The sequence below is a fragment of the Sulfitobacter sp. W002 genome (genome assembly GCF_025142135.1).
GTDB lineage: Bacteria > Pseudomonadota > Alphaproteobacteria > Rhodobacterales > Rhodobacteraceae > Sulfitobacter > Sulfitobacter profundi.
In genome coordinates this window covers 732,106-755,225 of the sequence record NZ_CP081126.1, presented here as the reverse complement: position 1 = coordinate 755,225, position 23,120 = coordinate 732,106, and the positions used below count along the sequence as shown (strand labels likewise).

Annotated in this window: 18 protein-coding genes; 5 read left to right on the top strand and 13 right to left on the bottom strand. The window is 61.1% G+C overall.

All coding sequences use genetic code 11. The features are described from left to right. The first annotated feature begins 20 nt into the window (after positions 1–20). From K3758_RS03690 to K3758_RS03680, 3 genes are read left to right on the top strand one after another with little or no spacing between them, the layout of a single operon-like run. A complete protein-coding gene (locus K3758_RS03690) occupies positions 21–524 on the top strand; it encodes a TRAP transporter small permease (RefSeq protein WP_259947737.1) in 504 nt (167 codons plus the stop codon). 17 nt (positions 525–541) lie between these two features. Then, positions 542–1,822, top strand: coding sequence for a TRAP transporter large permease (locus K3758_RS03685; RefSeq protein ID WP_259947736.1), 1,281 nt, complete (start codon positions 542–544; stop codon positions 1,820–1,822). 45 nt (positions 1,823–1,867) lie between these two features. Continuing rightward, the gene (locus tag K3758_RS03680) at positions 1,868–2,884 is read left to right on the top strand and encodes a proline racemase family protein (protein WP_259947734.1); all 1,017 of its coding nucleotides are present in this window, start codon (positions 1,868–1,870) and stop codon (positions 2,882–2,884) included. An 841-nt stretch (positions 2,885–3,725) separates the two neighbouring features. Here the strand turns inward: K3758_RS03680 and K3758_RS03675 are convergent. Together K3758_RS03675 and K3758_RS03670 are read right to left on the bottom strand one after the other, a co-directional pair. Continuing rightward, a complete protein-coding gene (locus tag K3758_RS03675) occupies positions 3,726–4,775 on the bottom strand; it encodes an AAA family ATPase (protein WP_259947732.1) in 1,050 nt (349 codons plus the stop codon). Positions 4,776–5,099: 324 nt separating this feature from the next. Beyond that, positions 5,100–7,379 (bottom strand): adenosylcobalamin-dependent ribonucleoside-diphosphate reductase, encoded by a 2,280-nt coding sequence (locus K3758_RS03670; protein WP_259947730.1) that lies wholly within the window; start codon positions 7,377–7,379, stop codon positions 5,100–5,102. A gap of 201 nt (positions 7,380–7,580) precedes the next feature. On the opposite strand from K3758_RS03670, the gene K3758_RS03665 reads away from it, so the two are divergent. Next, positions 7,581–8,012, top strand: coding sequence for a DUF1489 family protein (locus K3758_RS03665; protein ID WP_259947729.1), 432 nt, complete (start codon positions 7,581–7,583; stop codon positions 8,010–8,012). Between the two features lie 3 nt (positions 8,013–8,015). Here K3758_RS03665 and K3758_RS03660 read toward each other — a convergent pair whose 3' ends face one another. The 9 genes from K3758_RS03660 to hisS form a co-directional block, all read right to left on the bottom strand. Beyond that, on the bottom strand, positions 8,016–9,836 hold the full coding sequence (locus K3758_RS03660) for a long-chain fatty acid--CoA ligase (RefSeq protein ID WP_259947727.1): 1,821 nt from the start codon (positions 9,834–9,836) through the stop codon (positions 8,016–8,018). 11 nt (positions 9,837–9,847) lie between these two features. Then, positions 9,848–10,642, bottom strand: a complete 795-nt coding sequence (locus K3758_RS03655; RefSeq protein ID WP_067629504.1) for an ABC transporter ATP-binding protein — start codon at positions 10,640–10,642, stop codon at positions 9,848–9,850. A 52-nt stretch (positions 10,643–10,694) separates the two neighbouring features. Next, positions 10,695–11,903, bottom strand: a complete 1,209-nt coding sequence (locus tag K3758_RS03650; RefSeq protein ID WP_236627389.1) for an ABC transporter substrate-binding protein — start codon at positions 11,901–11,903, stop codon at positions 10,695–10,697. Positions 11,904–11,936: 33 nt separating this feature from the next. Further along, positions 11,937–13,007 (bottom strand): branched-chain amino acid ABC transporter permease, encoded by a 1,071-nt coding sequence (locus tag K3758_RS03645; protein ID WP_067629502.1) that lies wholly within the window; start codon positions 13,005–13,007, stop codon positions 11,937–11,939. Then, positions 13,004–14,008: a branched-chain amino acid ABC transporter permease gene (locus K3758_RS03640; protein ID WP_067629500.1), complete on the bottom strand. Its 1,005-nt coding sequence runs from the start codon at positions 14,006–14,008 to the stop codon at positions 13,004–13,006. The genes K3758_RS03645 and K3758_RS03640 overlap by 4 nt, the downstream gene beginning before the upstream one ends. A 73-nt stretch (positions 14,009–14,081) precedes the next feature. Next, positions 14,082–14,897 (bottom strand): ABC transporter ATP-binding protein, encoded by an 816-nt coding sequence (locus K3758_RS03635; protein WP_067629499.1) that lies wholly within the window; start codon positions 14,895–14,897, stop codon positions 14,082–14,084. Between the two features lie 211 nt (positions 14,898–15,108). Then, entirely contained in the window at positions 15,109–15,798 is a 690-nt protein-coding gene (gene hisG, locus K3758_RS03630) for an ATP phosphoribosyltransferase (protein WP_007117866.1), read from the bottom strand. Further along, the gene (locus K3758_RS03625) at positions 15,795–16,877 is read right to left on the bottom strand and encodes an ATP phosphoribosyltransferase regulatory subunit (protein WP_259947717.1); all 1,083 of its coding nucleotides are present in this window, start codon (positions 16,875–16,877) and stop codon (positions 15,795–15,797) included. The genes hisG and K3758_RS03625 overlap by 4 nt, the downstream gene beginning before the upstream one ends. After that, on the bottom strand, positions 16,877–18,373 hold the full coding sequence (gene hisS / locus K3758_RS03620) for a histidine--tRNA ligase (protein WP_259947715.1): 1,497 nt from the start codon (positions 18,371–18,373) through the stop codon (positions 16,877–16,879). The genes K3758_RS03625 and hisS overlap by 1 nt, the downstream gene beginning before the upstream one ends. A 166-nt stretch (positions 18,374–18,539) precedes the next feature. On the opposite strand from hisS, the gene K3758_RS03615 reads away from it, so the two are divergent. Next, positions 18,540–18,734, top strand: coding sequence for a SlyX family protein (locus K3758_RS03615; protein ID WP_120352147.1), 195 nt, complete (start codon positions 18,540–18,542; stop codon positions 18,732–18,734). A 31-nt stretch (positions 18,735–18,765) separates the two neighbouring features. Here K3758_RS03615 and K3758_RS03610 read toward each other — a convergent pair whose 3' ends face one another. Continuing rightward, entirely contained in the window at positions 18,766–19,332 is a 567-nt protein-coding gene (locus K3758_RS03610) for a hypothetical protein (RefSeq protein ID WP_259947712.1), read from the bottom strand. Positions 19,333–19,427: 95 nt separating this feature from the next. Beyond that, entirely contained in the window at positions 19,428–22,964 is a 3,537-nt protein-coding gene (gene dnaE, locus K3758_RS03605; RefSeq protein WP_259947710.1) for a DNA polymerase III subunit alpha, read from the bottom strand. Positions 22,965–23,120: the final 156 nt, after the last annotated feature.

The following is a 23,120-nucleotide window of genomic DNA, read 5'->3' as shown; positions in this document are numbered from 1 at the left end:
CCAGCCCAGAGGAGATAGCCATGATTAACCGCATACTCGAAGCGATCATCTCAGCCCTGCTACTCGCGGCCGTCGGTGTGGCTTTTCTGGCGGTAATCTACCGCTATCTCCTCGACAACGCGCTCAGCTGGAGCTTTGAGGTTTCGCTGGCGCTGCTGACCTATATTACCTTTTTAGGCAGCTATCTGGCGCTGCGGCGAGGTGCGCATCTGAAGGTCGATGTCTTCGTGCGCAACCTGCCCTTCTGGGCGCAAGGCGTTCTTTACGTCATCAACCAGCTACTTATCGGTGGCGTGGGCTGGATCATGGCGTGGTATGGTGGGCGGCAGGTTATCCGCTTCGCCGGGCAGACTACCAATGTGTTGGAAATCTCCAGCAGCTGGCTCTACGCGGCGATCCCCATTGCAGGCGCGCTGATCTGCTTTGATGCGCTGATACAGATTGCCCGCAGCCTGCCGCGCATCCGTCAGGGGCTTGACCCCGACAGCCGCCACGACGCCGACAATAGCCCTTTCGATCTTTGACCTGAGGATAACTGACCATGGAACTGCTTTTAATCCTCTGCATCCTGTTGGGATTGATCGGCATCGGCCTGCCTATCGCATTTGCGTTGGTTTGCATCGCCATCGGCATCTTCTGGATGGGAGACATCGACCAGTTGATCGTCGCTCAGCGTCTTTACCGCGGGGTGCAAAGTTTCCCATTGCTGGCGGTGCCGCTTTTCATCCTTGCCGGACAAATCATGAGCCGTTCTGGCATCTCTGGTCATCTTATCGAATTTGCTAAGACCCTTGTCGGTCAGATGCGCGGCGGGCTCGCAGCGGTTAATGTCGTCACCTCCATGTTCTTTGCCGGGATGAGCGGCACTTCAATGTCCGACACTGCCGCTGTGGGCGGGATGATTATCGACCCTATGATCAAGCGCGGCTACAGCCGCCCCTTCACCGCGGCCGTCACTGCCGCCTCTTCCACCATCGGCATCATCATTCCGCCCAGCGTGCCCATGGTCATTCTGGGGGCCTATCTTGGCATCTCCACTGGCGCGCTCTTTGCCGCGGGGCTGATGGCGGGCGTGCTGCTGGGCGTGGCTCTGATCATTGTGGCATGGATCATCTCGGTGCGCGAAGGCTACCCGGTTGAGGCACCTTTCAACGGCAAACGCATGTTGGTTGCTTTTGGCAAGGCGCTTCCCGCGCTGCTGATGCCGGCCATCATCCTTGGGGGCATTCTGGGTGGTATCTTTACCCCGACCGAAGCCTCTGCCGTGGCTGTCGTTTATGGCATCTTTGTTGGCATGTTCTACTACCGTACCCTCAAGCTGCGTGTACTCTATCAAACTTTCTGCGAAGCCGCAGTTCTATCCGGCGCAGTGATGCTGGTGACTGCGACTGCGCATGTCATGGGCTTTGCCTTCACGTTCGAGCAATTGGCCGACAGCATTCTCGCGCCGCTCGCAAAGATGGACATGTCACCCATTCTGTTCCTGATCATGCTAAGCGCGATCATGATCATCGCGGGCACCTTTTTGGACGGGATTGCGATGATCTTCATCATCGTGCCGTTGTTCCTTCCAGCTGTAAAACTACTGGGGATTGACCCGATCCACTTTGGCATGGTCGTTGTCCTTTGCTGGGGCATCGGCCAACAGACCCCGCCAGTTGGGGCCGCGCTGTTTATCACCAGCGTCATCGCGAAGGTCGATATCCTGACCCTAACCCGGGCGAACCTGCCCTTTATCGCGGTGATGTTCCTTGTTCTGGGTGCCGTGATCGCCTTCCCCAATCAACTTGTGCTGCTGATCCCGCGCGCCCTCGGACTCTAACACTTTTTTCACTTTTTAAGAAAAACCACAGGAGGACTCTGTCCAATGATGACCAATAACCGCTTCGTCGATGTGATCTATACACATACCGATGGCGAACCCACCTGCATCATCCATGGGGGCATCCCCTATCCCCACGGGCTGAGCGTCACCGAAAAACGTCAGTTTATCCGAGACAACTATAACTTCGTGCGAACCGCCCTTCTGCGTGAGCCACGTGGCCACCACGATATGGTCGGCGTCTTTGTCACGCCCCCATCCAGCCCCGACTATGATGCCGGTATGCTTTGGTGCGACGGCGATGACTTCATGGAGATGTGTGGTCACGGCACAATCGCACTGTCCATGGCACTGGTCTCTCACGGGCTGGTGCATGATGCGGGCGGCGATGTGACGAAAATCCGTTTTGAAACACCGGCGGGTGACGTGACCTCTGAAGTTGGCCGCGAAAACGGTCAGATCGCTTGGACCAAATTCCAAAACGTTCCTGCCTTTGTTCTGGAACAAGATGTGCCGATCACCCTGCCGGGCTATGGAGAATTGAAGGCTGACATCACCTTTGGTGGCAACTTCTTTGCTGTCGTCAAATGGCCAGACGGAGAACGCCCGATCGGCCCCCAGAACGGCAAGCTGCTGTCTGAGATGGGTGTACTGGTGAAAGATCAGATCAACGCCAAGATGAAGGTTCAGCACCCGACCGAGAAGCATATTCAGGGGCTGAACTTCACTACCTTCTGGCAAGAGCCTGACCACGCGGACAGCCTTTACCGCAACGTGCATGTCTTCAGCGACGGTAAGCTTGATCGCTCGCCCGGCGGCACAGGCACTTCGATGATGATGGCAATGTTCGAAGCGCGTGGGCAGATGAAGATCGGTCAAACCATCAAATCGGAAGGCCTGCTGGGTCAGGGGCGTTTCGAAGGCCAGCTTTTGGGTGAAACCATGCTGGGGAACCAACGCGCCGTAATCCCTACGGTTAAGGGCACTGCGAAAGTTATCGGCTACGCCAAATGGTTGATCGATGAAACCGACCCTGTTGGACGCGGTTTTACCATCACCTAAAGGCACAGTCGTGACGGTTGGCCGCCGCAGCTTACGTGGCGGCCTGCTGTTTCATAGCGTGTGGGAAGGTCCGCATACTCGCCACGGGTTTTACGTCATTTCACAGATAGTTGCGCAACACATTCGGCCCCGCTGCAACGAACCTCTCTCCCTTCTTCAATACAGAACTTCTTGATCGCGAGGTTGCTGCGTAGAAAGTTCACATCCACTGTTTCCGCATTCCGCGCGCGAACAGTGCAGCGAATGTCGGCAATGCGCCCTCTCAGTCGGAAACCCTGGTCCTCAACTCTCAAATATCTGCGCAATGGTCAAAATTTCCGCAGACGTCACATCGTCGATAACGATGTACGGTCCATGTTTATCTATGCTCGGGTTAATTCGGACCCTTAGGGCCTTTGAGATCTTTCGCAGCACCGAATGCTTAGCATGTAGCTTCAGGCGCGCAGGCGGCCCGCCACCACCTCGATTGCGGACATCATATTCAAGCTTCCCTGGTCTATGATCCTCCGAACGACTACCCGCAAACTCAGAAGAACTTTTGAACCCGGCTGATGCCAACCTCAACCTCTTGTGAGGTGCTGATCGGGCTACCGGCTCCAAGTGTGAAATTTGGTGTCCCCCTAAGAAGATGGGAATACCCTTGAAAGTTTTTGCAACGTGGCGCGACGATGCCTCAACTACCTTGCATGGACATGGTTCAGCTTCGGCTGAAGTGAGGGGAGAAACTTGGGTTCGCGAACGCATTCCTCGACTAACATTGAAAGGCATGTGGACCTCTTATAGAAACTACCTGGTTAAGTTGCGTTACAAGCTCTCTGGGCTCGCGTCCGGTTTCCCTCTGTCAATGTAAGTTCGGTCGGTTGATCGCCTGCTCAACAGCGTCCAGCATTCTCGCAACTGATCGTAGGCTTATGAGCTGCGGAGCCTTAATGGCCTTAATGACTTCCTTCACCGCATCAACGGCTTCGGGCGGGAGGTTCCGGTTGGCGCCTAGCTGATCGGCAAATCTAAGCAGATGCTCCATTGAGAGCGGAGGAATTTTCAAAGGCGGGCAACGGCTGAGAAACGGTGCTGGCAACCCATCCACGCTGTTTGCAGTCATGATCCAAGTAATCCACGACATATCAAAGGATACGCGAAAATAGGGGCAAGACCAATGCGTGGCCGTAGAGCGCTCCAAAAATGGCAAGAGGCCTTCAGACAAATTAAACCGTTGCCCTCTGAGGGATTCGACCGTGCCTGCTTTCTCAATCTCATCGACCACGACAACCGGGTTCGCGACCCCGCTGGCCATGATGGATTCCAAGGGCTTTCCTGGCCCTGCAGATCCCCAACCACGTTGCGATCCAGTGACGGAGAATGATGCAGGTTCGCCGGTAGCTTCAATCACTGACGTCGGCACCATCAAATGCTGCGCCAAGGCGCGGGCCCAAAAGGTTTTCCCGATGCCAGGTGGCCCGACCAAGAGCAGAGGTTTCAACCGCGGTGCCAAATCACCGTTGCGCACAGAAGCGCGCATGTCCTGCCAGATCCTCTCAGTTGCCTCTGCCATCCAGGGCATCTCGGAATGGATGGCGGAAGCAATCTCATCGGCGCGGTGTTCGGATTCGACATGAACCAGCGTGGCGCCATTGCGGAACTTATCCAGCCTCTGGCGGTCTTTGTCTGCAAGATGGCCCATGCCTGATCTACGAGAAACCGCGTCTCTGTAAGCTGCTATCTTCCGCAGAATTTTGCGCCGATCTCGGTCAGAGATTTGATTATCTGGTTTGCATTCGCCCATCTTCTCTCGAAAATTGATCAGGTGCTGTTTCAACCGATGTTCGATGTCAAAGACCGACGGGGCATTCGGGTCCGGGAATCTCACGTCGGCAAATTTGATACGTGGCATTTGATGTCCTCTCATGACCAGTTCACCAGTATCTTGGCGACCAGCATTCGACAGCGAATGGCTGCCTTTGATTAAGCGAGAGGATCCGGATCCTTGAGAACTTTATGCGAACATTTGGTGCCTTCCGTCAACTTCCGCGCCCAGCCTCATAAACTGCAACGCAAAATGCCGACCCTTTTGGATCGGCATTCATAAAACTAATCTATTTCAAATACTTATGCGTTCAAGAGATTCATAATGGCCATTTGATATGGGTCGAAAGGTCAAAAAACAGCAGCAATGGCCATTATTTCCTGTGTCCGACAACTACTAGGCAGTCCAAAATCACCCACACTTACTATGCCCACAGCTCCCACAAGTCATGCACCCTTCGACCATCCGCATATCGAACTGACCGCAAGACGGGCAGGACTTGCCACGCGGCGCATCGAGGCCGACGACCTTCGCCTGCGGGTCGGTCTTCAGGCCCATGCCCTCTCCAGCGATGAAGCCGGTGGCGATCATGTGGCGCTCGATCACGCCGCCGATGGCCGCGAGGATGGATGGGATGTATTTGCCCTGCATCCAAGCCCCACCGCGCGGGTCGAAGACAGCCTTGAGTTCCTCAACCACAAAGGACACGTCACCGCCACGGCGGAACACGGCAGAGACCATCCGCGTCAGCGCCACGGTCCAGGCGAAATGCTCCATGTTCTTGGAGTTGATGAACACCTCGAAGGGGCGACGGTGGCCGTTCAGCACGATGTCGTTGATCGTGATGTAAAGCGCATGCTCGCTGTCGGGCCATTTGACCTTGTAAGTGTTGCCCTCCAACTCGGCTGGGCGATCCAGCGGGTCGGACATATAGACGATCTCGCCGCCTTCGCTGACCTGATCGGGGCTGTCGGCGGGGGCCTTGTCGGTCTTCTCCGACGAGACGCTCAAGACCGAACCAGTCACGTCGTTGGGGCGGTAAGTGGTGCAGCCTTTGCAGCCCGTATCCCACGCCTGCATATAGACGTCCTTGAAGGCATCGAAGGAGATATCCTCGGGGCAGTTGATGGTCTTGGAGATCGAACTGTCGATCCATTTCTGCGCCGCGGCCTGCATCTTGACGTGGTCGGCCGGCGGTAGGGTCTGGGCGTTGACGAAATAGTCGGGCAGTGGCGTGTCGCCCTTCAACTCGCGCCACATCTGCACGGCGTAGTCGACAACCTCTTCCTCGGTCCGGCTGCCGTCTTTCTGCAGCACCTTACGGGTGTAGGCATAGGCAAAGACCGGCTCGATCCCAGAGCTTACGTTGCCCGCATAAAGGCTGATCGTGCCGGTGGGCGCGATCGAGGTCAGCAGCGCGTTGCGGATGCCGTGTTCGCGGATCGCGTCGCGCACATCGTCGTCCATCTGCATCATGGTGCCGGAGGCGAGGAATTTTTCCGCGTCAAAGAGGGGGAAGGCCCCCTTTTCTTTCGCCAACTCGACGCTCGCCAAATAAGAGGCACGCGCGATGGCCTTGAGCCATGCCTCGGTCTGGGCCGCTGCCTCATCAGAGCCATAGCGCAGGCCGACCATCAACAGCGCATCGGCAAGCCCGGTGACACCCAGACCAATGCGGCGCTTGTTCTGCGCCTCAGCGGCCTGTTCGGGCAGCGGGAAGTTCGACACGTCGACGACGTTGTCCATCATGCGGACGGCGGTGGCGACCAACTCGCTCATCGCGTCTTGGTCAAGATGGGCGGCGTCCTCGAAAGGCTGCGCGACCAGACGCGCGAGGTTGATCGAGCCAAGCAAACAGGCGCCATAAGGCGGCAGCGGCTGCTCGCCACAGGGGTTGGTGGCGGCGATGGTCTCGCAATAGTTCAGGTTGTTGGCGGCATTGATGCGGTCGATAAAGATCACGCCCGGCTCGGCATAGTCATAGGTCGCCTGCATGATCTTGTTCCACAGGTCGCGCGCCTGCACGGTCTTATAGACCTTGCCGCCGAAAACGAGGTCCCACGAGCCGTCGGCCTTGACGGCCTCCATGAAGGGGTCGGTGACCAGCACGGACATGTTGAACATGCGCAAACGCGCGGGGTCGGATTTGGCGGCGATGAAATCCTCCACATCCGGGTGGTCGCAGCGCATGGTCGCCATCATCGCGCCGCGGCGCGAGCCTGCGGACATGATGGTGCGGCACATGGCGTCCCAAACGTCCATGAAGGACAGCGGGCCGGAAGCATCCGCCGAGACGCCCAGCACATCCGCGCCGCGTGGCCGGATGGTGGAGAAATCATAGCCGATTCCCCCGCCCTGCTGCATGGTCAGCGCGGCCTCTTTGAGCATGTCGAAGATACCGGACATGCTGTCAGGCACGGTGCCCATGACGAAGCAGTTGAACAGGGTCACGCGGCGCGCGGTGCCCGCGCCTGCGGTGATGCGGCCAGCGGGGAGGTATTTGAAATCCTCCAGCGCGTTGAAAAACCTGTCTTCCCAAACATCCGCCTTCGATTCGACCTGCGCGAGGTCGCGAGCGATGCGGCGCCATGTGTCCTCTACCGTGACGTCCTTGGCGGTGCCATCGGCCCCTTTAAAACGGTATTTCATATCCCAGATTTGTTCGGCGATCGGGGCGGTAAAGCGGGACATACAACGGTTCCTTTGAGTCGTGAGGGCAGCACGAATGCGACTTAAGAGTTGGCATCGATACAACATGAAGGGCCGATTTCTCAACGCCCAAAATGCACATCTACGGGAATTTATTCTTCAGCCTACCACAATACCTTGCTAGCTCCGAAGGAGAAACTACTATATAGAGGCGCATTCTCGAGCAGCACTGCGGGGGAACTTTTGGATAACTATATCAATCTAATCAAACTTTCGGTCGGCACCGAAGGCGTCGAGAACCTCGCCAAATGGCAGGCGCGCAAGGACGTGCGGACCAAGGACGGTCTGCCGCGCCATGTCACGCGGATGTGGCCCAAGCGCGAGGCCGAGATTCTCAACGGCGGCTCGATCTATTGGGTCATCAAAGGCGTCATCCAAGCCCGCCAGCGCATTATCCGGCTAGAGGAGATCACCCGCGCAGACGGCATCCGCCGCTGCGCCATCGTGCTCGACCCTGAGATCATCCGCACCCAAAACAGTCTGCGCCGCGCCTTCCAAGGCTGGCGCTACCTCAAACCCGAGGACGCGCCCCCCGACCTGCCCGAGGGCCGCGAGGCAGAGGCGGAACTGCCTGTGGAGCTGAACCGCGCCCTGGCCGAGATCGGCGTGCTCTGAGCCTCACGCGGCGTAGAGCGCTTCGATCTGGTCGCCGTAGAGTTCGTAGATTTTGGCCCGGCGCACCTTCATCGTCGCCGTCACTTCGCCGTCGTCGTGATCAAGCTCCTTGCGCATCAGCCAGACCTTCTTGACCTGCTCGACCCGTGCTAGATCGCGGTTCTGCTTGGCCACCTCAGCGTCGATCAATTCTTGCACCTTGGGATGCTCGGCGAGCGAGCGGAAGGTGGTATAGGCAATCCCCTGCCCCTCGGCCCAGAGCCGCACGGTGTCCATGTCGATCTGCACCAGCGCCGTCACATAGGGTCGCTTGTCGGCCACGGCCACGACCTCCTTGATGAAGGGGCTGGCCTTGATGACATTCTCAATATGCGCGGGCGCAAGGTTCTTGCCCGCCGCGTTGATCATGATGTCCTTCTTGCGGTCGATCAGAGTGATCGAGCCATCGGCCTCCTCGCGTCCCACATCGCCCGTGTGCAGCCAGCCATCCTGAATGGTCTCGGCGGTGGCTTTGGGGTTCTTGTAATAGCCCTTGAAGATGGTCCCGCCCGAGAACAGCACCTCGCCATCCTCGGCGATGCGGGTGCGCACGCCGCTGACCGGAAAGCCGATGCGCCCGTCGCATTGCCCCCATGATTTCTGGATCGTGCCCACGCCCGAGGTTTCGGACATGCCCCATGCCTCACGGATATTGACCCCGATGCCGCGCATAAAGCCCAGAAGCTCGGCGCTGATCGGCGCGGCGGCAGAGATCGCGAAACTCGTGCGCCCCAGCCCCAGATAGCTGCGGATGTGCCGATAGACGAGCGTATCCCAAAAGGCATGCGCCATGCGGTCCCCCGCGCTCCACTTGTCGCGCCGGATCATGCCGCGCCGCTGTGCGCCTTTCAGCGCCATCAGCGTCATCGGCCCTTTGATCCGCCCCGCGGTCTGCGCCTGCACCAGCACCCCCGCCTGCATCTTTTCCCAAATCCGCGGCACGCCAAAGAAGACCTGCGGCGCGACCTCGCGCAGATCAAGCGTGATGGTCCGCAGGCTCTCGCCAAAATTCATCACGAATTGCTGCGCCAGCCCGTTGATCACCGTCACCGCCTGTTCGGCGATGTGGCACAGCGGCAGATAGCTCAGCACATCCGTCCCCGGCGGGTAGTCCCCGAAAACGTCACGCGCCACGCCGACGCCCGCGTGGATATTGCCATAGGAAATCTCCGCCGCCTTGGGCAGCCCGGTGGAGCCGGAGGTGAAAACCATCATCGCCGTGTCGTCGGGCTCGATCCCCGCCTGCCGCGCGCGCAGATCGTCGGCGAAACCCGAAAGCCGCGCCCGGCCCCGCTCAAGCAGGTCGTCGAAACTGATCAGCCCCAGCAGATCTTCGCCCCGCGTGCCCTTGGGGTTGAAAATCACCAACTGCCGCAGCTGCGGCACCCGGTCGCCCAGTTCCTTGATCTTGTCCAGCTGCTCCTGATCTTCGATGAACAGCACCGTGGTATCCGAGGCATTCACCAGATGCTCCAGTTCCGCCGCCGGGCTGGTGGGATACATGCCCACCACGACCCCCGCCGCCGCATTGATGCCGAACTGCGCCTGCACCCATTCGCTGCGGTTCTCGCTGAGAATGCCGACATGATCGCCCGCGTTCAGCCCCAGATCGACCAGCCCTGCGGCGGTGGCCTGCATGATCTCTTGCAGCCCCTCCCAGGTGATCTCGTTCCAGATGCCGAATTCCTTTTGCCGCATCGCCACGCCCGTGGGGCGGTTCTTGGCATGGTTTTGCACCATGCGGACCAGCGGCGCGAAGTCGCCCTTGAACTCGTCGAATGCCATGGCGGACCTCCCTAGCTGAGCCAGCGTTTGCGGCGTTTGTAATGTTTCACATCGCGAAAGGACTGCCGCGCCCCGCCCTCCTCGCCCATGCCGAGGTAGAAGGACTGGATGTCCTTGTCGCCGCGCAACTTGGCGACATCCCCTTCCATGACGATCTGACCGCTCTCCATGATGTAGCCGTAATCGGCGACCGAAAAGGCTACCCCGGCGTTCTGCTCCACCAGCAGGATCGCCGTGCCGTCCTCTTGGTTCAGCCGTTTGATCGTGTCGAAAATCTCGGCCACCACCTTGGGCGCGAGGCCAAGCGAGGGCTCGTCCATTAAGATCAACTCAGGCCGCGCGATCATCGCCCGGCCAAAGGCCAGCATCTGCTGCTCCCCGCCCGAGAGATAGCCCGCAATCTGGCGGCGCCGCTCTTTCAACCGGGGGAAGAAGGCATAGACCTTGTCATAGTCCGGCTTCGCCTGCCGCCGGTCCAGCGCGTAGGAGGCGGCAATCAGGTTGTCCTCCACCGTCATCTCGCTAAAGATCCGCCGCCCCTCGCGCACGTGGAACAGCCCCTGCTGCACCAGACGGTCGGGCTGGATCGTCATGATCGACTGACCTTTGAAGCTGATCCGACCTTCGCCGACCTCACCGTTCTCCAGCGCGAGCAGGTTGCTCGCCGCCTTCAACGTGGTGGTCTTGCCCGCACCATTGGTGCCCAGAAGCGTGACGATCTTGCCGTCGGGCACTTCCAGCGACAGCCCGCGCAGCGCCTGCACCGTGTGGTGGTAGGTCACTTCGATGTTCTCGATGGTCAGCACGGGCGCGTCCTCTTTCTAGGGTGTGGGGCGCCCGCCGGACGCCCCGCGTTTATCAAACGGTGAACCAATCGGATTTGGGCGTGAACAGCCCATCCTCGGGGTTGTAGCCATAGACCCGGCCCGTCCCGATGGCGTTGTTTTCCATGCTCACCGGCCCACCAAAGAAGCCGCCCGAATCCCAGTCCGAGATCCCCGCCAGCTTCTCGGCGATGTTGTCGGGTGTCAGCTCCAGCCCAGCCTCGGCGGTGTCGCGGAAGGCCTTCATGGCGATCTCCAGCCCGCACATGGTTTGGATCGCCCATGTCGACATGTAGTTCTCCAGCGGCGTGCCCGCGAACATTTGCTTGCTGAGTTCGGCGTACTGCTGATAGCGCGGCGCCTCTTCGCGGTCGTAGAAATAGCGGTAAGGCATGACGCCCTCATAGCCCGCAAGGAACGGCCCCGCCTCGGCGGTGATACGGTCGGCGATCAATTTCTCCATGCCCCAGAAGGTGCCCTTGAACTTGACCGGCAGACCAAACTGTCGCGCGCCGCCGATAAGCTGCGGCCAGACGCCAGTGACATAGCCTTGAAGGATGCAGTGATCCGCGCCGGACTGCGCCAGTTTGGTGACGTGCGTGGGGATATCGGCGCCTTCGGCCTTGGTGCTTTCCTCTAGCACGACTTCAAGGCCCAATTCCTCGGCGGTCTTGCGCCCGTGTTCGATCGGATCGCGGCCAAACTCAGTGTTGGAGAAGATGAAGGCGACCTTCTGCCCGCCCTCGTTCTTGATATTCTGCAACAGGATGTCGAACTGGCTCTGATAGGTCGGACCCGAGAGATACTGGTAGGGATGCGTCGCAGGGTCGGCCAGTTCCGAGGCGAAAGAGGTCGAGCCCATGATGCGGGCGTTCTCGCCCTTGAGCTCGGGCGCGATCAGCTTCATCGCGCCGGTGCTGTCGGCAAAATAGCCGATCATGTTCTTGCCCTCAGAGGCCAGCGCCCGCTGGTAGTTGTTGAGCGCATTCTGCGGCACATAGCCCGAATCCTCGGTAACGAAGCGAATGGGCACCCCAGCCACCCCGCCCTCGTCGTTGAAAAGCTTCGCGGCCATGGCAAAGGCAGGCGCGACCAACTGACCGGCGGTGGCAAAGGGCCCGGTGAGCGGCAGCGAGGCGCCGAGCACATACTCCTTGGGCTGAGCGCGCAGGATCATTGGCGTGCCCATGGCCGCCGTCGCGGCGGCGGTGGTGGCGAGGAAGGATCGGCGGTTCATGGTCATCTGGTCTTCTCCCTGATGTGGCCTTGTGAATTCTTACCCGCGCGCAAACGGCCAACGGTTTGCGGCGCGCAGGATACGGTCGACGATCTGGTTGATGCCCAAGGGTTCCTTGAGCAGGAACAACACCAGCAGCACGCCGAAGGCGATCTGCTGCAAGGGCGCGCGCAATTGCCCCGCGCCGGCGCTGTCACCCGCAAGCGCGCCAAAGAGCACTTTGATAAGTTCGGGCACCATCACCACGATGATGACCCCGAAAACCGGCCCCATCGTGCGCCCCATGCCGCCGATGATCAGCGCCGCCACAAGGTTCAGCGACAGCGCCAGTTCGAACTGCTCGGGCAGGATGCGGGCGTAGAAATAGGCGAAAAGCGCCCCCGCCAGACCACAGTACGCGGCCGAGAGGGCAAAGCTCATCAACTTGTAGCGCAAAAGCGAGATGCCGAGGATCTCGGCGGAATAGTCGCGGTCGCGAATGGCGATAAAGGCGCGACCCACGCGGGTGCGGATCAGGTTCTGCGCCGCCAGCAGCGACACCAACCCCACCGCCGCGATCAGGCCGAACATCTCGCGTTTGGTATCCAACTCCCAGCCCAGCAGATTGGGCACATTGGTATTGATCCCCACCATGCCGCCAGTCCAAGGAGCAAAGAGGTCTTCTTCGATCAAAAAGATCACGATGAAATTCGCCGCCAGCGTCGCCACGGCGAGGTAGAGCCCCTTGACCCGCAGGCTCGGCAGGCCGACCAACACGCCCACCGCCGCCGCCAGCGCCACGGCCAAGGGCACCGAGACGAAGGGCATCAACCCTGCCGGGATCACCCCGGCGCCGAGGTTACCGAAGATGGTCACCGCATAGGCACCGATGGCGACGAAGGCGCCATGGCCCAGCGAGACCAGCCCGGTATAGCCGGTCAGGATGTTGATTCCCACCACAGCGATCAGCAGGATGCCCATCTGGCTGGCGATCAGGATCAGGTAGTCGTTGCCGAACAGGGTGAAAAGCGCCAGCGCAAGGATCGCCCCGTAAACGAAGGCCTGTTTGTAGCGGTTGTTCAGCACCCGCTCATCGGCGGCATAGCTCGATTTGAGATTTGCGTTGATCATATCCGCTCGACCTCTTTCTGCCCCATCAGGCCGTGCGGGCGCCAGATCAGCACCACCAGGACGGTGACGTAGGGCACGATCTCGGCCCAGCCGCCGCCCATCTGCCACTGGGTCATCGCCTCAAGCACGCCGACGACCATCGCGGCGATTAGCACGCCGACATAGCTGTCGAGCCCGCCCATCAGCACGATCGCCAGCACCGAAAAACCAAAGAGGCCAAGGCTCGGTGAAATGCCGTTGCGGGTGGCGAGGATTGCCCCCGCGATGGCCCCAGTGGTGCTGGCCAGCACCCAAGCGCGGGAAAAGACCTTGGGCACTGAAATACCCATGGAATAGGCGGTCGACTGGTCCTCGGCGGTGGCGCGGATGGCGATGCCGCCCTTGGTGAACTTCACGAAAGCGACGATGCCACCGAAAAGCAGCAGGGCCACAACCATGTTCACTAGATCAGTGCCAAAAAGGAAGATCATCGTGCCGAACAACTCAAACCGGATCGGCATGTTGGGCGCGATATAGGGCACGCTTGCCGCATCCGCCGTCCAGATCAACTGCGCCGCGCCCGACAGGATCGAGATCAGCCCCACCGTCACCATGATCATCGCAAAAATCGACTGCCCCATCAGCGGGCGCATCAACACCCGCTCGATGATCCGGCCCAGAATGGCGTTGCAGACCAGCGCCCCCGCCAGCCCCAACAGGATGCGCGGCAGGTTCGCCACCCAATCAAGCACCGCCGCCACGGGCGAAAACATCGGCAGTTCGCCCCGCATTTCGACCATCCAGCCCGGCTGCCAAGAGGCGAGCCAAGCAGGTGCCCAAGGCTGGCCCGGAACGATCACGGCGAAGGTGAAGTAGAAATAGGCCCCGAACATGATCAGATAACCATGGGCGAAGTTCACCACCTTGGTGGCCTTGTAAACGCTGACGATCCCCACGGCGATCAGCGCGTAGATCGCTCCGGCCATCAGCCCGTTGATCGCGAATTGCACGAACTGCCCCATCAAAGCGCCTCCCTTTCCTTACCCTCGGAATTTTTCAAAAATTCCGGCGCGATTTCTTCAAAGGAAATCGGCGTCATGCCGCGGCCCCCAGATAGGCTTCGATAACTGCCGGGTTGTTCGAGACCTCCTCGGGCGTGCCGCTGGCGATCTGTTGGCCAAAGTTCAGCACGACAATGCGGCTGCAGATGTCCATCACCATGTGCATGTCGTGTTCCACCAGCAGGATCGTGGTGCCGAACTGCTCCTGCACGTCGAGAATGAACCGCGCCATGTCGGCGGTCTCTTCCCGGTTCATGCCCGCCACCGGCTCATCCAGCAGCAGCACGCGCGGGCGCATCGCCAGCGCGCGGCCCAGTTCGACCCGCTTTTGCAGACCATAAGGCAGCATGGTAATCGGGTATTTGCGGATGTGGTCGATCTCAAGGAAATCGATCACCTGCTCTTCGATCTCGCGGCGCAGCTCCAACTCGGCCTTCTGCGCCGCCCCGAAATAGCGCAGCGCTTGCCAGACGTTGGTATTGAGGCGCGTGTGACCGCCGAGCTTGATGTTGTCGAGCACGGTCATGCCGCGAAACAGCGCGATGTTCTGGAAGGTCCGTGCCAGCCCCAGCCCTGCGCGCCTGTCGGGGCTGAGCGTCGTGATATCCTGCCCGTCAAAAGACACACGCCCCCGGTCGGGCTTGTAAAACCCTGATATCGCATTGAAAAGCGAGGTCTTGCCCGCGCCGTTGGGGCCAATGACACCGGTGATCTCTCCTGCCCCGGCTTCGAAATTCACCCCCTGCAGCGCCTTGATGCCGCCAAAGGACAGATGCAAATCCTCAATCTTCAGCAATCGCCCACTCCCATGCGGCGACGGCTGCGGCCCCTCGCAAGGGGCGCGTGACATCCGATCATTGACGGATCCTCCCTATGTCCCGATCCCTGCCCCTTTTGGCGGAGCTTGTGGTATCGGCCTGTTGACCCTTTCACCCTATCCGAAGCGCGACATCTCGCAAGTCTCTTGATAAGGCGCGCGGCAAAGCGCCCCCGAGCCGGAGCGGCTCGGAAGGTGCAATGCTATGGAAGGGAAGGGAAAAACCCGTGGCTGTGACGCTACGTCAGGTCAGTTGCGCGATCAGGGTTTTCAGCGCTTTGCGGCTGTGATCCTCTAGGGGCGCCATGCGCGACCGCCAGAGTGTGGCCTGCGATTGCAGGATCAAACCGTCACTGAGGATCTTGAGGTGATTGGCGCGCAGCGTCTCGCCGCTGGAGGTGATATCGGCAATCGCCTCGGCGGTTTCATTCAGCACCGTGCCCTCGGTCGCGCCTTGGCTGTCGACCAGCGCGTAATCCGCCACACCGTGGGTGCGCAGGAATTCCCGCACCAATCGGTGGTATTTCGTGGCAATGCGCAGGCGGAAGCCATGTTCAGCACGGAAGGCCGCCGCGGCGGCATCCAGATCATCCAGCGTATCGACATCGACCCAAGCCTGCGGCACCGCGATGATCAGGTCGGCATGGCCAAAGTTCAATTCCTCCAGCGGCTCGACCAGTTGATCCCAAAGCGCCAGCTTCTCTTGCACCAGATCGGTGCCGGTCACGCCAAGGTGGATCCGCCCCGCCGACAGTTCGCGCGGGATTTCTCCGGCTGAGAGCAGCACCAGAGAGACATCTTCGATGCCCTCGACCTTGCCCGCATATTCGCGGTCGGAGCCGGTGCGCTGCAGGCGCACGCCGCGCGCGCCGAACCATTCAAAGGTCTTTTCCATCAGCCGCCCTTTGGACGGCACACCAAGTTTCAGCGTCATTGCCCGGCCTCCAGTTCCAGCATCAGGCCGGGGCGCATCACGCCGCCCACCGCCGGGATTTCATCGCCCTGCCCCAACCGCCGGGTCAGCGCGTCATAGCGCCCGCCGCTGGCGATGCTGGGCAGATCGGGCCGCGAGGCCGCGCGGAAGGCAAAAACGAAACCGTCGTAATATTCCATCGAAGACCGCCCATGGCTGGCCTCGAAGAGCAGCGCATCGGTGTCGATCCCACGGGCGCGCATCGCATCGGCGCGGGCTGCAACGCGGGCCACGGCATCGCCGATGGCGGGCATATCGACAGCCAGATCGCGCAGACGGCTCAGCGCGTTCGGCAGGGTTTCTTTGACCTCCAACAGCGCCTCAAAAAGATCAACTTGCTGCGCGGAAATCGGCGCGGTCTTGGCATCCTCGCGCAGCGCTGCCACGCGGGCTTCGATCTCTGCCTGTGAGCGCAGTCCGACCATGGGTGCCGAAATCTCGACCTCTGTCTTGGCCAGCAACGCTTTGCGTCCGGCAGGCACAAAGGTGCGCCCCGCATAGCGGTCCAGCAGCGCGCGAAAGCGGCGCGGGCGCCAGATGTGACGCATCAACGCCTGTTTGCGCGCGGGCGAGGTATCAAGCCCCTGCACCGCCGCCATCAGCACACCGATATCCCCCGTCACCGGGCGCACCGGCAGCCCCTGCATCGCCTCGGCGATCAGGGCGAAAACCTCGGCATCTGCCGCCGCCGGGTCGGCGCGGTCGAAAACCTCGAAACCCACCTGAATGTATTCATTGGCGCGGTTCGGGTCGTGTTCCTGACGGCGGAAAACCTCACCGGAATAGGTATAGCGCGCGGGCTCGGCCCCATGGGCCATATGCATCTGCACCACGGGCACGGTAAAATCGGGGCGCAGCATCTGCTCGCCCCGCAGCGCGTCCGAGGTGACATAGGCGCGCGCGCGGATATCCTCGCCGTAGAGGTCCAGCAGCGTGTCGGCCGGTTGCAGGATCGGCGGCTCGACGAGCACAGCGCCCTGCGCGTCGAAAATCGCGCGTAGCGACGCCGCCCGCGCCAGCGTTTCGGAACGTGTGGGCATCAGCTTGTCCGATCCAGAATATCGCGGACCGCCTTGATCAGATCGGCGCGGGGCACTTCATATTGGTTCGGGCGCTCTTTCCACTCATCATGGCTCGCCTCTTGCGCCAGTTGCGCGCCCAGCACCATGTCCTTGATCTGCACTACGCCGCGGTCTTTCTCGTCACCGCCTTCGATGACCACAACCGGGCTTTGCCGCTTGTCGGCGTATTTCATCTGGTTGCCGAAGTTCTTGGGGTTGCCCAGATACACCTCTGCCCGGATGCCCGCCTGCCGCAACTCGGCGACCATCGCCTGATAATCGGCCATGCGGTCGCGGTCCATCACGGTGACGACGACGGGGCCTGTGGCCTCGGTTTCCAATCGCCCCTTCGCGGCCAGCGCGGCCAGCAGCCGGTCAACGCCGATGGAGACGCCCGTGGCAGGCACTTCCTGCCCGGTGAAGCGCTTGACCAGATCGTCATAGCGCCCACCGCCCGCGACCGAGCCGAAGTTCCGCGCGCGGCCCTTTTCGTCCTTGATCTCAAAGGTCAGTTCGGCCTCGAACACCGGTCCGGTGTAGTAGCCAAGGCCGCGCACGACCGACGGATCGATCTCCACCCGGTCAGGGCCATAGCCGCCCGCCGCCAGAAGGTCAGAGATCAGTTCCAGCTCATCCACGCCCTGCACACCGACATCGGAGCCTGCCACCAACTCGCGCAGCCGCGCCACCGTCTCGGCACCTGTATCGCGTTTAGCCTGCATGAAACCCATGACCACATCGGCTTGCGCGTCTTCCAACCCGGCACCCTTGGTGAAATCGCCGCTGTCGTCCTTGCGGCCCTCACCCAGCAGGGCGCGCACGCCCTCCGGTCCCAGCCGGTCTAACTTGTCGATGGCCCGCAGCACGATGCCGCGTTCGGTGTCTTTGTCGTCTCCGGCAAGGCCCGCAACTTCTAGCACACCGTTCAGCACCTTGCGGTTGTTCACCCGCACAACATAGTCGCCGCGTGCGATTCCGACTTCCTCAAGACAATCGGCCAGCATCGCGCAAATCTCGGCATCTGCCGCGACCGATGGCGCGCCTACGGTATCCGCATCACACTGATAAAACTGACGAAACCGCCCCGGACCCGGCTTTTCATTGCGCCAGACCGGCCCCATCGCATAACGGCGGTAGGGCATCGGCAGATCGTTGCGGTGCTGGGCATAGACCCGCGCCAAGGGCGCTGTCAGATCATAGCGCAGCGCCAGCCAATCGCCGGGCTTGTCGCCTTCGGAATCTTCCTGCCACGCGAAAACGCCTTCGTTCGGGCGGTCCACATCGGGAAGGAACTTGCCAAGCGCCTCAACCGTTTCAACGCCGGAGCTTTCCAGCGCGTCGAACCCATAGCGGTGATAAACGGCGGCGATCTTGCTGAGCATCTCGGCCCGATGGGTCACCTCGGTCCCGAAATAATCGCGGAACCCCTTGGGGGTTTGCGCCTTGGGACGGGGGGTTTTCTTGGGCTTTGCCATGGCAAGGATCCTCGGTGCATCAATTGGCCTCGCGTCTAGCCCAAGCCCCTCGCAAGAGCAAGCAACGCGGCATCCCGCCCCTGTCCCGCGCCGCGCGACCGTGCTAGATCGCGCAAAAAGGATGCGCGTCATGACAGAACAGACCCCAGACCAAACGGCAGACCATATCAGCCGCCTCGAAGAGCAGATCGCCCATCTGACCCGCGCGGTCGACGATATGTCAGAGATCGTCACCCGTCAGGAGGATGAGATCGTCACCCTGAACCGCCGCGTGCATATGTTGATGCAGCGCGAGGGGGAACGGGATGCTTCGGGCGGTGGCGCTGTCGTCATGGGCGATGAACGGCCCCCGCATTACTAAGCGGCAGCCCCGGTCTATGCCCGCAACCCGCTCAATCCGCTGATTTCATTGCCACGGCGGCCACCGCCCCGTCATGCACCAACACCTCAGACCAACGTGCGGTCTGGCCCAAACGCTCATAGGCGTTGACGAAAAACGCCGTTTTGTCGAGAGTGCCAATCCGCTTGCCGCAGGGTTTGCCCTTGCCCACGCCACAGACACTGGCCTTGATCGCCTCATAGGCCGCATCGGTCTCGGCGATGGGCAGGTTTTCCCCACCCGGGCCATAGTGCAACTGCTCATAGACCGAGGGCGTGCCGAACAAGACATTGGCCGCCGTCAACTGGCGCGCGCAATCATCCGCAAAACCGGTAATATAGAAACTGCGCGGCCCCGCGCTGCCAGGTTGCGAATCGAACAGCCGATAGCCCCGCGCCGCAGGTTCTTCGACCAACTTGCCCAAATCCTGCTCTCGCACATCACAGACGCGGGCGACCTCCCCAAAAGGCAAGGCGGTGCCAAAGCCGATCTCTGCAACCTGAGGCGCCGGCGCGGAGGGCGCCATGCCGCAGGCCGAGGGAAGCGCCGCCATGATCAAAAGGCCGATGCGTCGTTTCATGCTCTGCTCCCCGTTGCTTGTCAAGCAGTTAGCGCAGCCACTGCTTGCCGTCCACTGACGGGCGGAAAAAGGGCGGATCTGCGCGAGGGGCGAGATCAGATTTCCTCGACCTCCATCACCCCGTCAAGCGAACGGATCGCGCCCTTGATCTGCGGTGTCACCGGGAACTCGCGCCCCAGATCAACCTCGACCTCGCCGGGCAGGCTTGGGTTTATCAGGCAGAACTGCACCGGCCCCTTCCCCGCCGCTTTGACCGCTTGACGCGCGCCATCAAGCACATCGGCCACCGATTGAATGGCCCCCGGCCCGTCGATGAAAACGCGCAGTCCCATGCTGCCCGCATCCGCAACCGCCGCATCGATCGGGCCGATGCCGCGTGCCAAAAGCTTCAACTGGTCGCTTTCCATCGTGGCCTCGACGGTAACGACGACCTTGGACCCGACCTCCAGATGATCGCGCGACGCCTCCAGCACGTCGGAGAAGATCGTCACCTCGTAGCCGCCTGTGGTGTCCGAAAGCTGCGCAAAGGCAAAGCGATTGCCCCGCGCCGACTTGCGCTCTTGCCGTCCGGCGACAACGCCCGCCAGCCGTGCGTTCATCGCGCCGCGGGTGCTGACCTTTTCGTTCAATTCGTCCAGCGTGAGGAAGGGCAAGCCCGCCTCGCGCGCCCATTTGCGTTTCAGCGGCGGCATGTAGTCATCAAGCGGATGGCCCGAAAGATAAAAACCCACCGCCTTGAATTCTTCGGCCAACCGCTCCGCCGATTGCCAGTCGTCGCAGGGCAACATGCGCGGTTCGGGCAGATCATCGCCCGCCTCACCAAAGAGCGACACCTGACTGCTGGCTTTCTGCTCATGGATCGCTGCCGAATAGCTGACCAACCCGTCGAGCGATTGAAACACCCGCCGCCGGTTGCTGTCGAGCTGATCGAAGGCGCCCGAGCGCACCAGCATCTCAAGCGGACGCTTGCCCACGCGCTTGAGGTCCACCCGTCGGGCGAGGTCAAAGAGCGTGGCAAAGGGCTTGTCGACACCGTCGACCTTGCGCCCCTCGGTCACCAGCCGCATCGCCTCAAGCCCGACGTTCTTCAGCGCGCCAAGCGCATAGACCAGCGCGCCGTCGACCACTTTGAAGGTCGCGTCCGAGCGGTTCACGCAGGGCGGCACCCAAGGCAGTTCCAGCCGTTTGCGCACTTCCTCGAAGTAGACCGCCAGCTTGTCAGTCAGGTGGATGTCGCAGTTCATCACCCCGGCCATGAACTCGACCGGGTGGTTCGCTTTCAGCCAGGCGGTCTGGTAGCTGACCACCGCATAGGCCGCGGCGTGGGACTTGTTGAAGCCGTAGTTGGCGAATTTCTCCAGAAGGTCGAAGACCTCCGCCGCCTTCTTTTTGTCGACGCCATTGGCCATCGCGCCCTTTTCGAACTTGGGGCGTTCCTTGGCCATCTCCTCGGCGATCTTCTTACCCATGGCGCGGCGCAACAGGTCGGCGCCGCCGAGTGAATAGCCCGCCATGACCTGCGCGATCTGCATCACCTGTTCCTGATAGACGATGATGCCTTGGGTCTCTTCGAGGATGTAGTCGATGCTCGGATGCACCGATTCCAGCTCGCGCTTGCCGTTCTTGACCTCGCAATAGACCGGGATGTTCTCCATCGGGCCGGGACGGTAGAGCGCCACGAGGGCGACAATGTCCTCGATACAGGTCGGCTTCATGCGCTTGAGGGCATCCATCATGCCGCTCGATTCCACCTGAAAGACCGCGACGGTCTTGGCGCTGGAATAAAGATCGTAGGTCGCCTTGTCGTCGAGCGGGATGGTGGCGACGTCATCGACATGGCCCTCGGGCGGTTCGTAGATCTGGCGGCCGTCCGCGGCGATATGCAGATGCCGCCCGCCCGCCTTGATCTGGTCGAGCGCGTTCTGGATGACGGTGAGCGTCTTCAGACCCAGAAAGTCGAACTTCACCAGACCGGCCTGTTCGACCCATTTCATATTGAACTGCGTCGCTGGCATGTCCGAGCGCGGGTCTTGGTAGAGCGGCACCAGATGATCCAGCGGCCGGTCACCGATGACCACCCCCGCCGCGTGGGTCGAGGCGTTCCTGAGCAGCCCTTCGACCTGCTGGCCATAGGTCAGCAAGCGGTCCACGACCTCTTCGTTCTTGGCCTCTTCGCGCAGGCGTGGCTCATCCGCCAGCGCCTTTTCGATGGAGACGGGTTTCACCCCTTCCACCGGGATCATCTTCGACAGACGGTCCACCTGCCCATAGGGCATCTGCAACACGCGACCGATGTCGCGCACCGCCGCCTTGGACAAAAGCGCACCGAAGGTGATGATCTGCCCCACCTTGTCGCGGCCATATTTCTCTTGCACGTAGCGGATCACCTCTTCGCGGCGGTCCATGCAAAAGTCGATGTCGAAGTCGGGCATGGAGACCCGCTCGGGATTGAGGAAACGCTCGAACAGCAGCGAATAGCGCAGGGGGTCGAGGTCGGTGATGGTCAGCGCATAGGCCACGAGTGACCCCGCCCCCGAGCCCCGCCCCGGCCCTACGGGAATGTCATTGTCTTTGGCCCATTGGATGAAGTCGGCAACGATCAGGAAGTAGCCGGGGAAGCCCATGCCTTCGATGATGCCGAGCTCAAAGTCGAGCCGCTTTTGGTAGTCCTCCACGCTGACCGCATGGGGGATCACCGCCAGACGCGCCTGTAGCCCCTCGTTGGCCATGCGGCGCAGTTCGGCCACCTCATCGTCGGCGAACTTCGGCAGGATCGGGTCGCGGCGGTAGGCCATGAAGGCGCAGCGTTTGGCGATCTCGACGGTGTTGCTCAGCGCTTCGGGCAGATCGGCGAAAAGCGTCGCCATCTCGGCCTGCGACTTGAAGTAATGCTGCGCGGTCAGGCGGCGGCGGGGCTGGCTTTGGTCAACATAGGCACCCTCGGCGATGCAGATCAGCGCGTCATGGGCCTCGTACATATCCGGTTTCGGGAAATAGACATCGTTGGTCGCCACCAGCGGGATATCCATCGCATAGGCCATCTCGATAAAGCCACGCTCAGTCAGACGCTCGGGCTCGGGTTGGCCGCCGTCTTCGGGGTGGCGCTGCAACTCGACATAAAGCCGGTCGCCAAAGGCACCCTGCAGCCGGGCCATCAACGCCTCTGCCGCCGGGCGCTGGCCGCCTTGCAAGAGCATCCCCACCGGCCCCATAGGGCCACCCGTCAGGCAGATGAGATCGGCGCTCAGCGCCTCAAGCTCCGGCAGCGTCACCTCGGCCACCGCGCCCCCCTTGTCGAGGTAGAGGCAGGAGTTCAGCTTCATCAGGTTTTCATAGCCCAATTCGCTCTGGGCCAGCAGCACCACCGGTGCGGGCGGGCGCGGCTTTTCACCCGGCTGCACCTCGACATAGGCCACATCGACCTGACAGCCGATGATCGGCTGCACACCCGCGCCCGCCATGGCGACAGAGAATTCGAGTGCTGCGAACATGTTGTTGGTGTCGGTCAGCGCCAGCGCGGGCATGCCCGCGTCGCGGCACATGCCGGGCAGTTTTTTCAACCGCAGCGCGCCCTCCAGCAAGGAATACTCGGAATGGCTACGCAGGTGAATGAATCGGGGATCATTGGACATGGCGCATTTTTACGCCACCCACCCCAAAGGCACCAGCACCGGATAGCACCCAGCGCATTTTTCGCCCAAGGTATTTTTTCTTGCCAAAACGCCCCCCGCCCCGCTAGCCTGAATTCTACCTCGCCCGCGCCCGGTTCTACGCCGCATCGAACCCCG

Excerpts from the sequence above, each read along its gene's own strand:
- hisG (WP_007117866.1), bottom strand. The coding sequence starts at position 15,798 with ATGACGCTGAAACTTGGTGTGCCGTCCAAAGGGCGGCTGATGGAAAAG.
- K3758_RS03670 (WP_259947730.1), bottom strand. The coding sequence starts at position 7,379 with ATGTCCCGCTTTACCGCCCCGATCGCCGAACAAATCTGGGATATGAAA.
- K3758_RS03675 (WP_259947732.1), bottom strand. The coding sequence starts at position 4,775 with ATGCCACGTATCAAATTTGCCGACGTGAGATTCCCGGACCCGAATGCC.
- K3758_RS03645 (WP_067629502.1), bottom strand. The coding sequence starts at position 13,007 with ATGATCAACGCAAATCTCAAATCGAGCTATGCCGCCGATGAGCGGGTG.
- K3758_RS03610 (WP_259947712.1), bottom strand. The coding sequence starts at position 19,332 with ATGAAACGACGCATCGGCCTTTTGATCATGGCGGCGCTTCCCTCGGCC.
- K3758_RS03635 (WP_067629499.1), bottom strand. The coding sequence starts at position 14,897 with ATGTCACGCGCCCCTTGCGAGGGGCCGCAGCCGTCGCCGCATGGGAGT.
- K3758_RS03625 (WP_259947717.1), bottom strand. The coding sequence starts at position 16,877 with ATGCCCACACGTTCCGAAACGCTGGCGCGGGCGGCGTCGCTACGCGCG.
- hisS (WP_259947715.1), bottom strand. The coding sequence starts at position 18,373 with ATGGCAAAGCCCAAGAAAACCCCCCGTCCCAAGGCGCAAACCCCCAAG.
- K3758_RS03650 (WP_236627389.1), bottom strand. The coding sequence starts at position 11,903 with ATGACCATGAACCGCCGATCCTTCCTCGCCACCACCGCCGCCGCGACG.
- K3758_RS03640 (WP_067629500.1), bottom strand. The coding sequence starts at position 14,008 with ATGGGGCAGTTCGTGCAATTCGCGATCAACGGGCTGATGGCCGGAGCG.
- K3758_RS03690 (WP_259947737.1), top strand. The coding sequence starts at position 21 with ATGATTAACCGCATACTCGAAGCGATCATCTCAGCCCTGCTACTCGCG.
- K3758_RS03685 (WP_259947736.1), top strand. The coding sequence starts at position 542 with ATGGAACTGCTTTTAATCCTCTGCATCCTGTTGGGATTGATCGGCATC.
- dnaE (WP_259947710.1), bottom strand. The coding sequence starts at position 22,964 with ATGTCCAATGATCCCCGATTCATTCACCTGCGTAGCCATTCCGAGTAT.
- K3758_RS03660 (WP_259947727.1), bottom strand. The coding sequence starts at position 9,836 with ATGGCATTCGACGAGTTCAAGGGCGACTTCGCGCCGCTGGTCCGCATG.
- K3758_RS03680 (WP_259947734.1), top strand. The coding sequence starts at position 1,868 with ATGATGACCAATAACCGCTTCGTCGATGTGATCTATACACATACCGAT.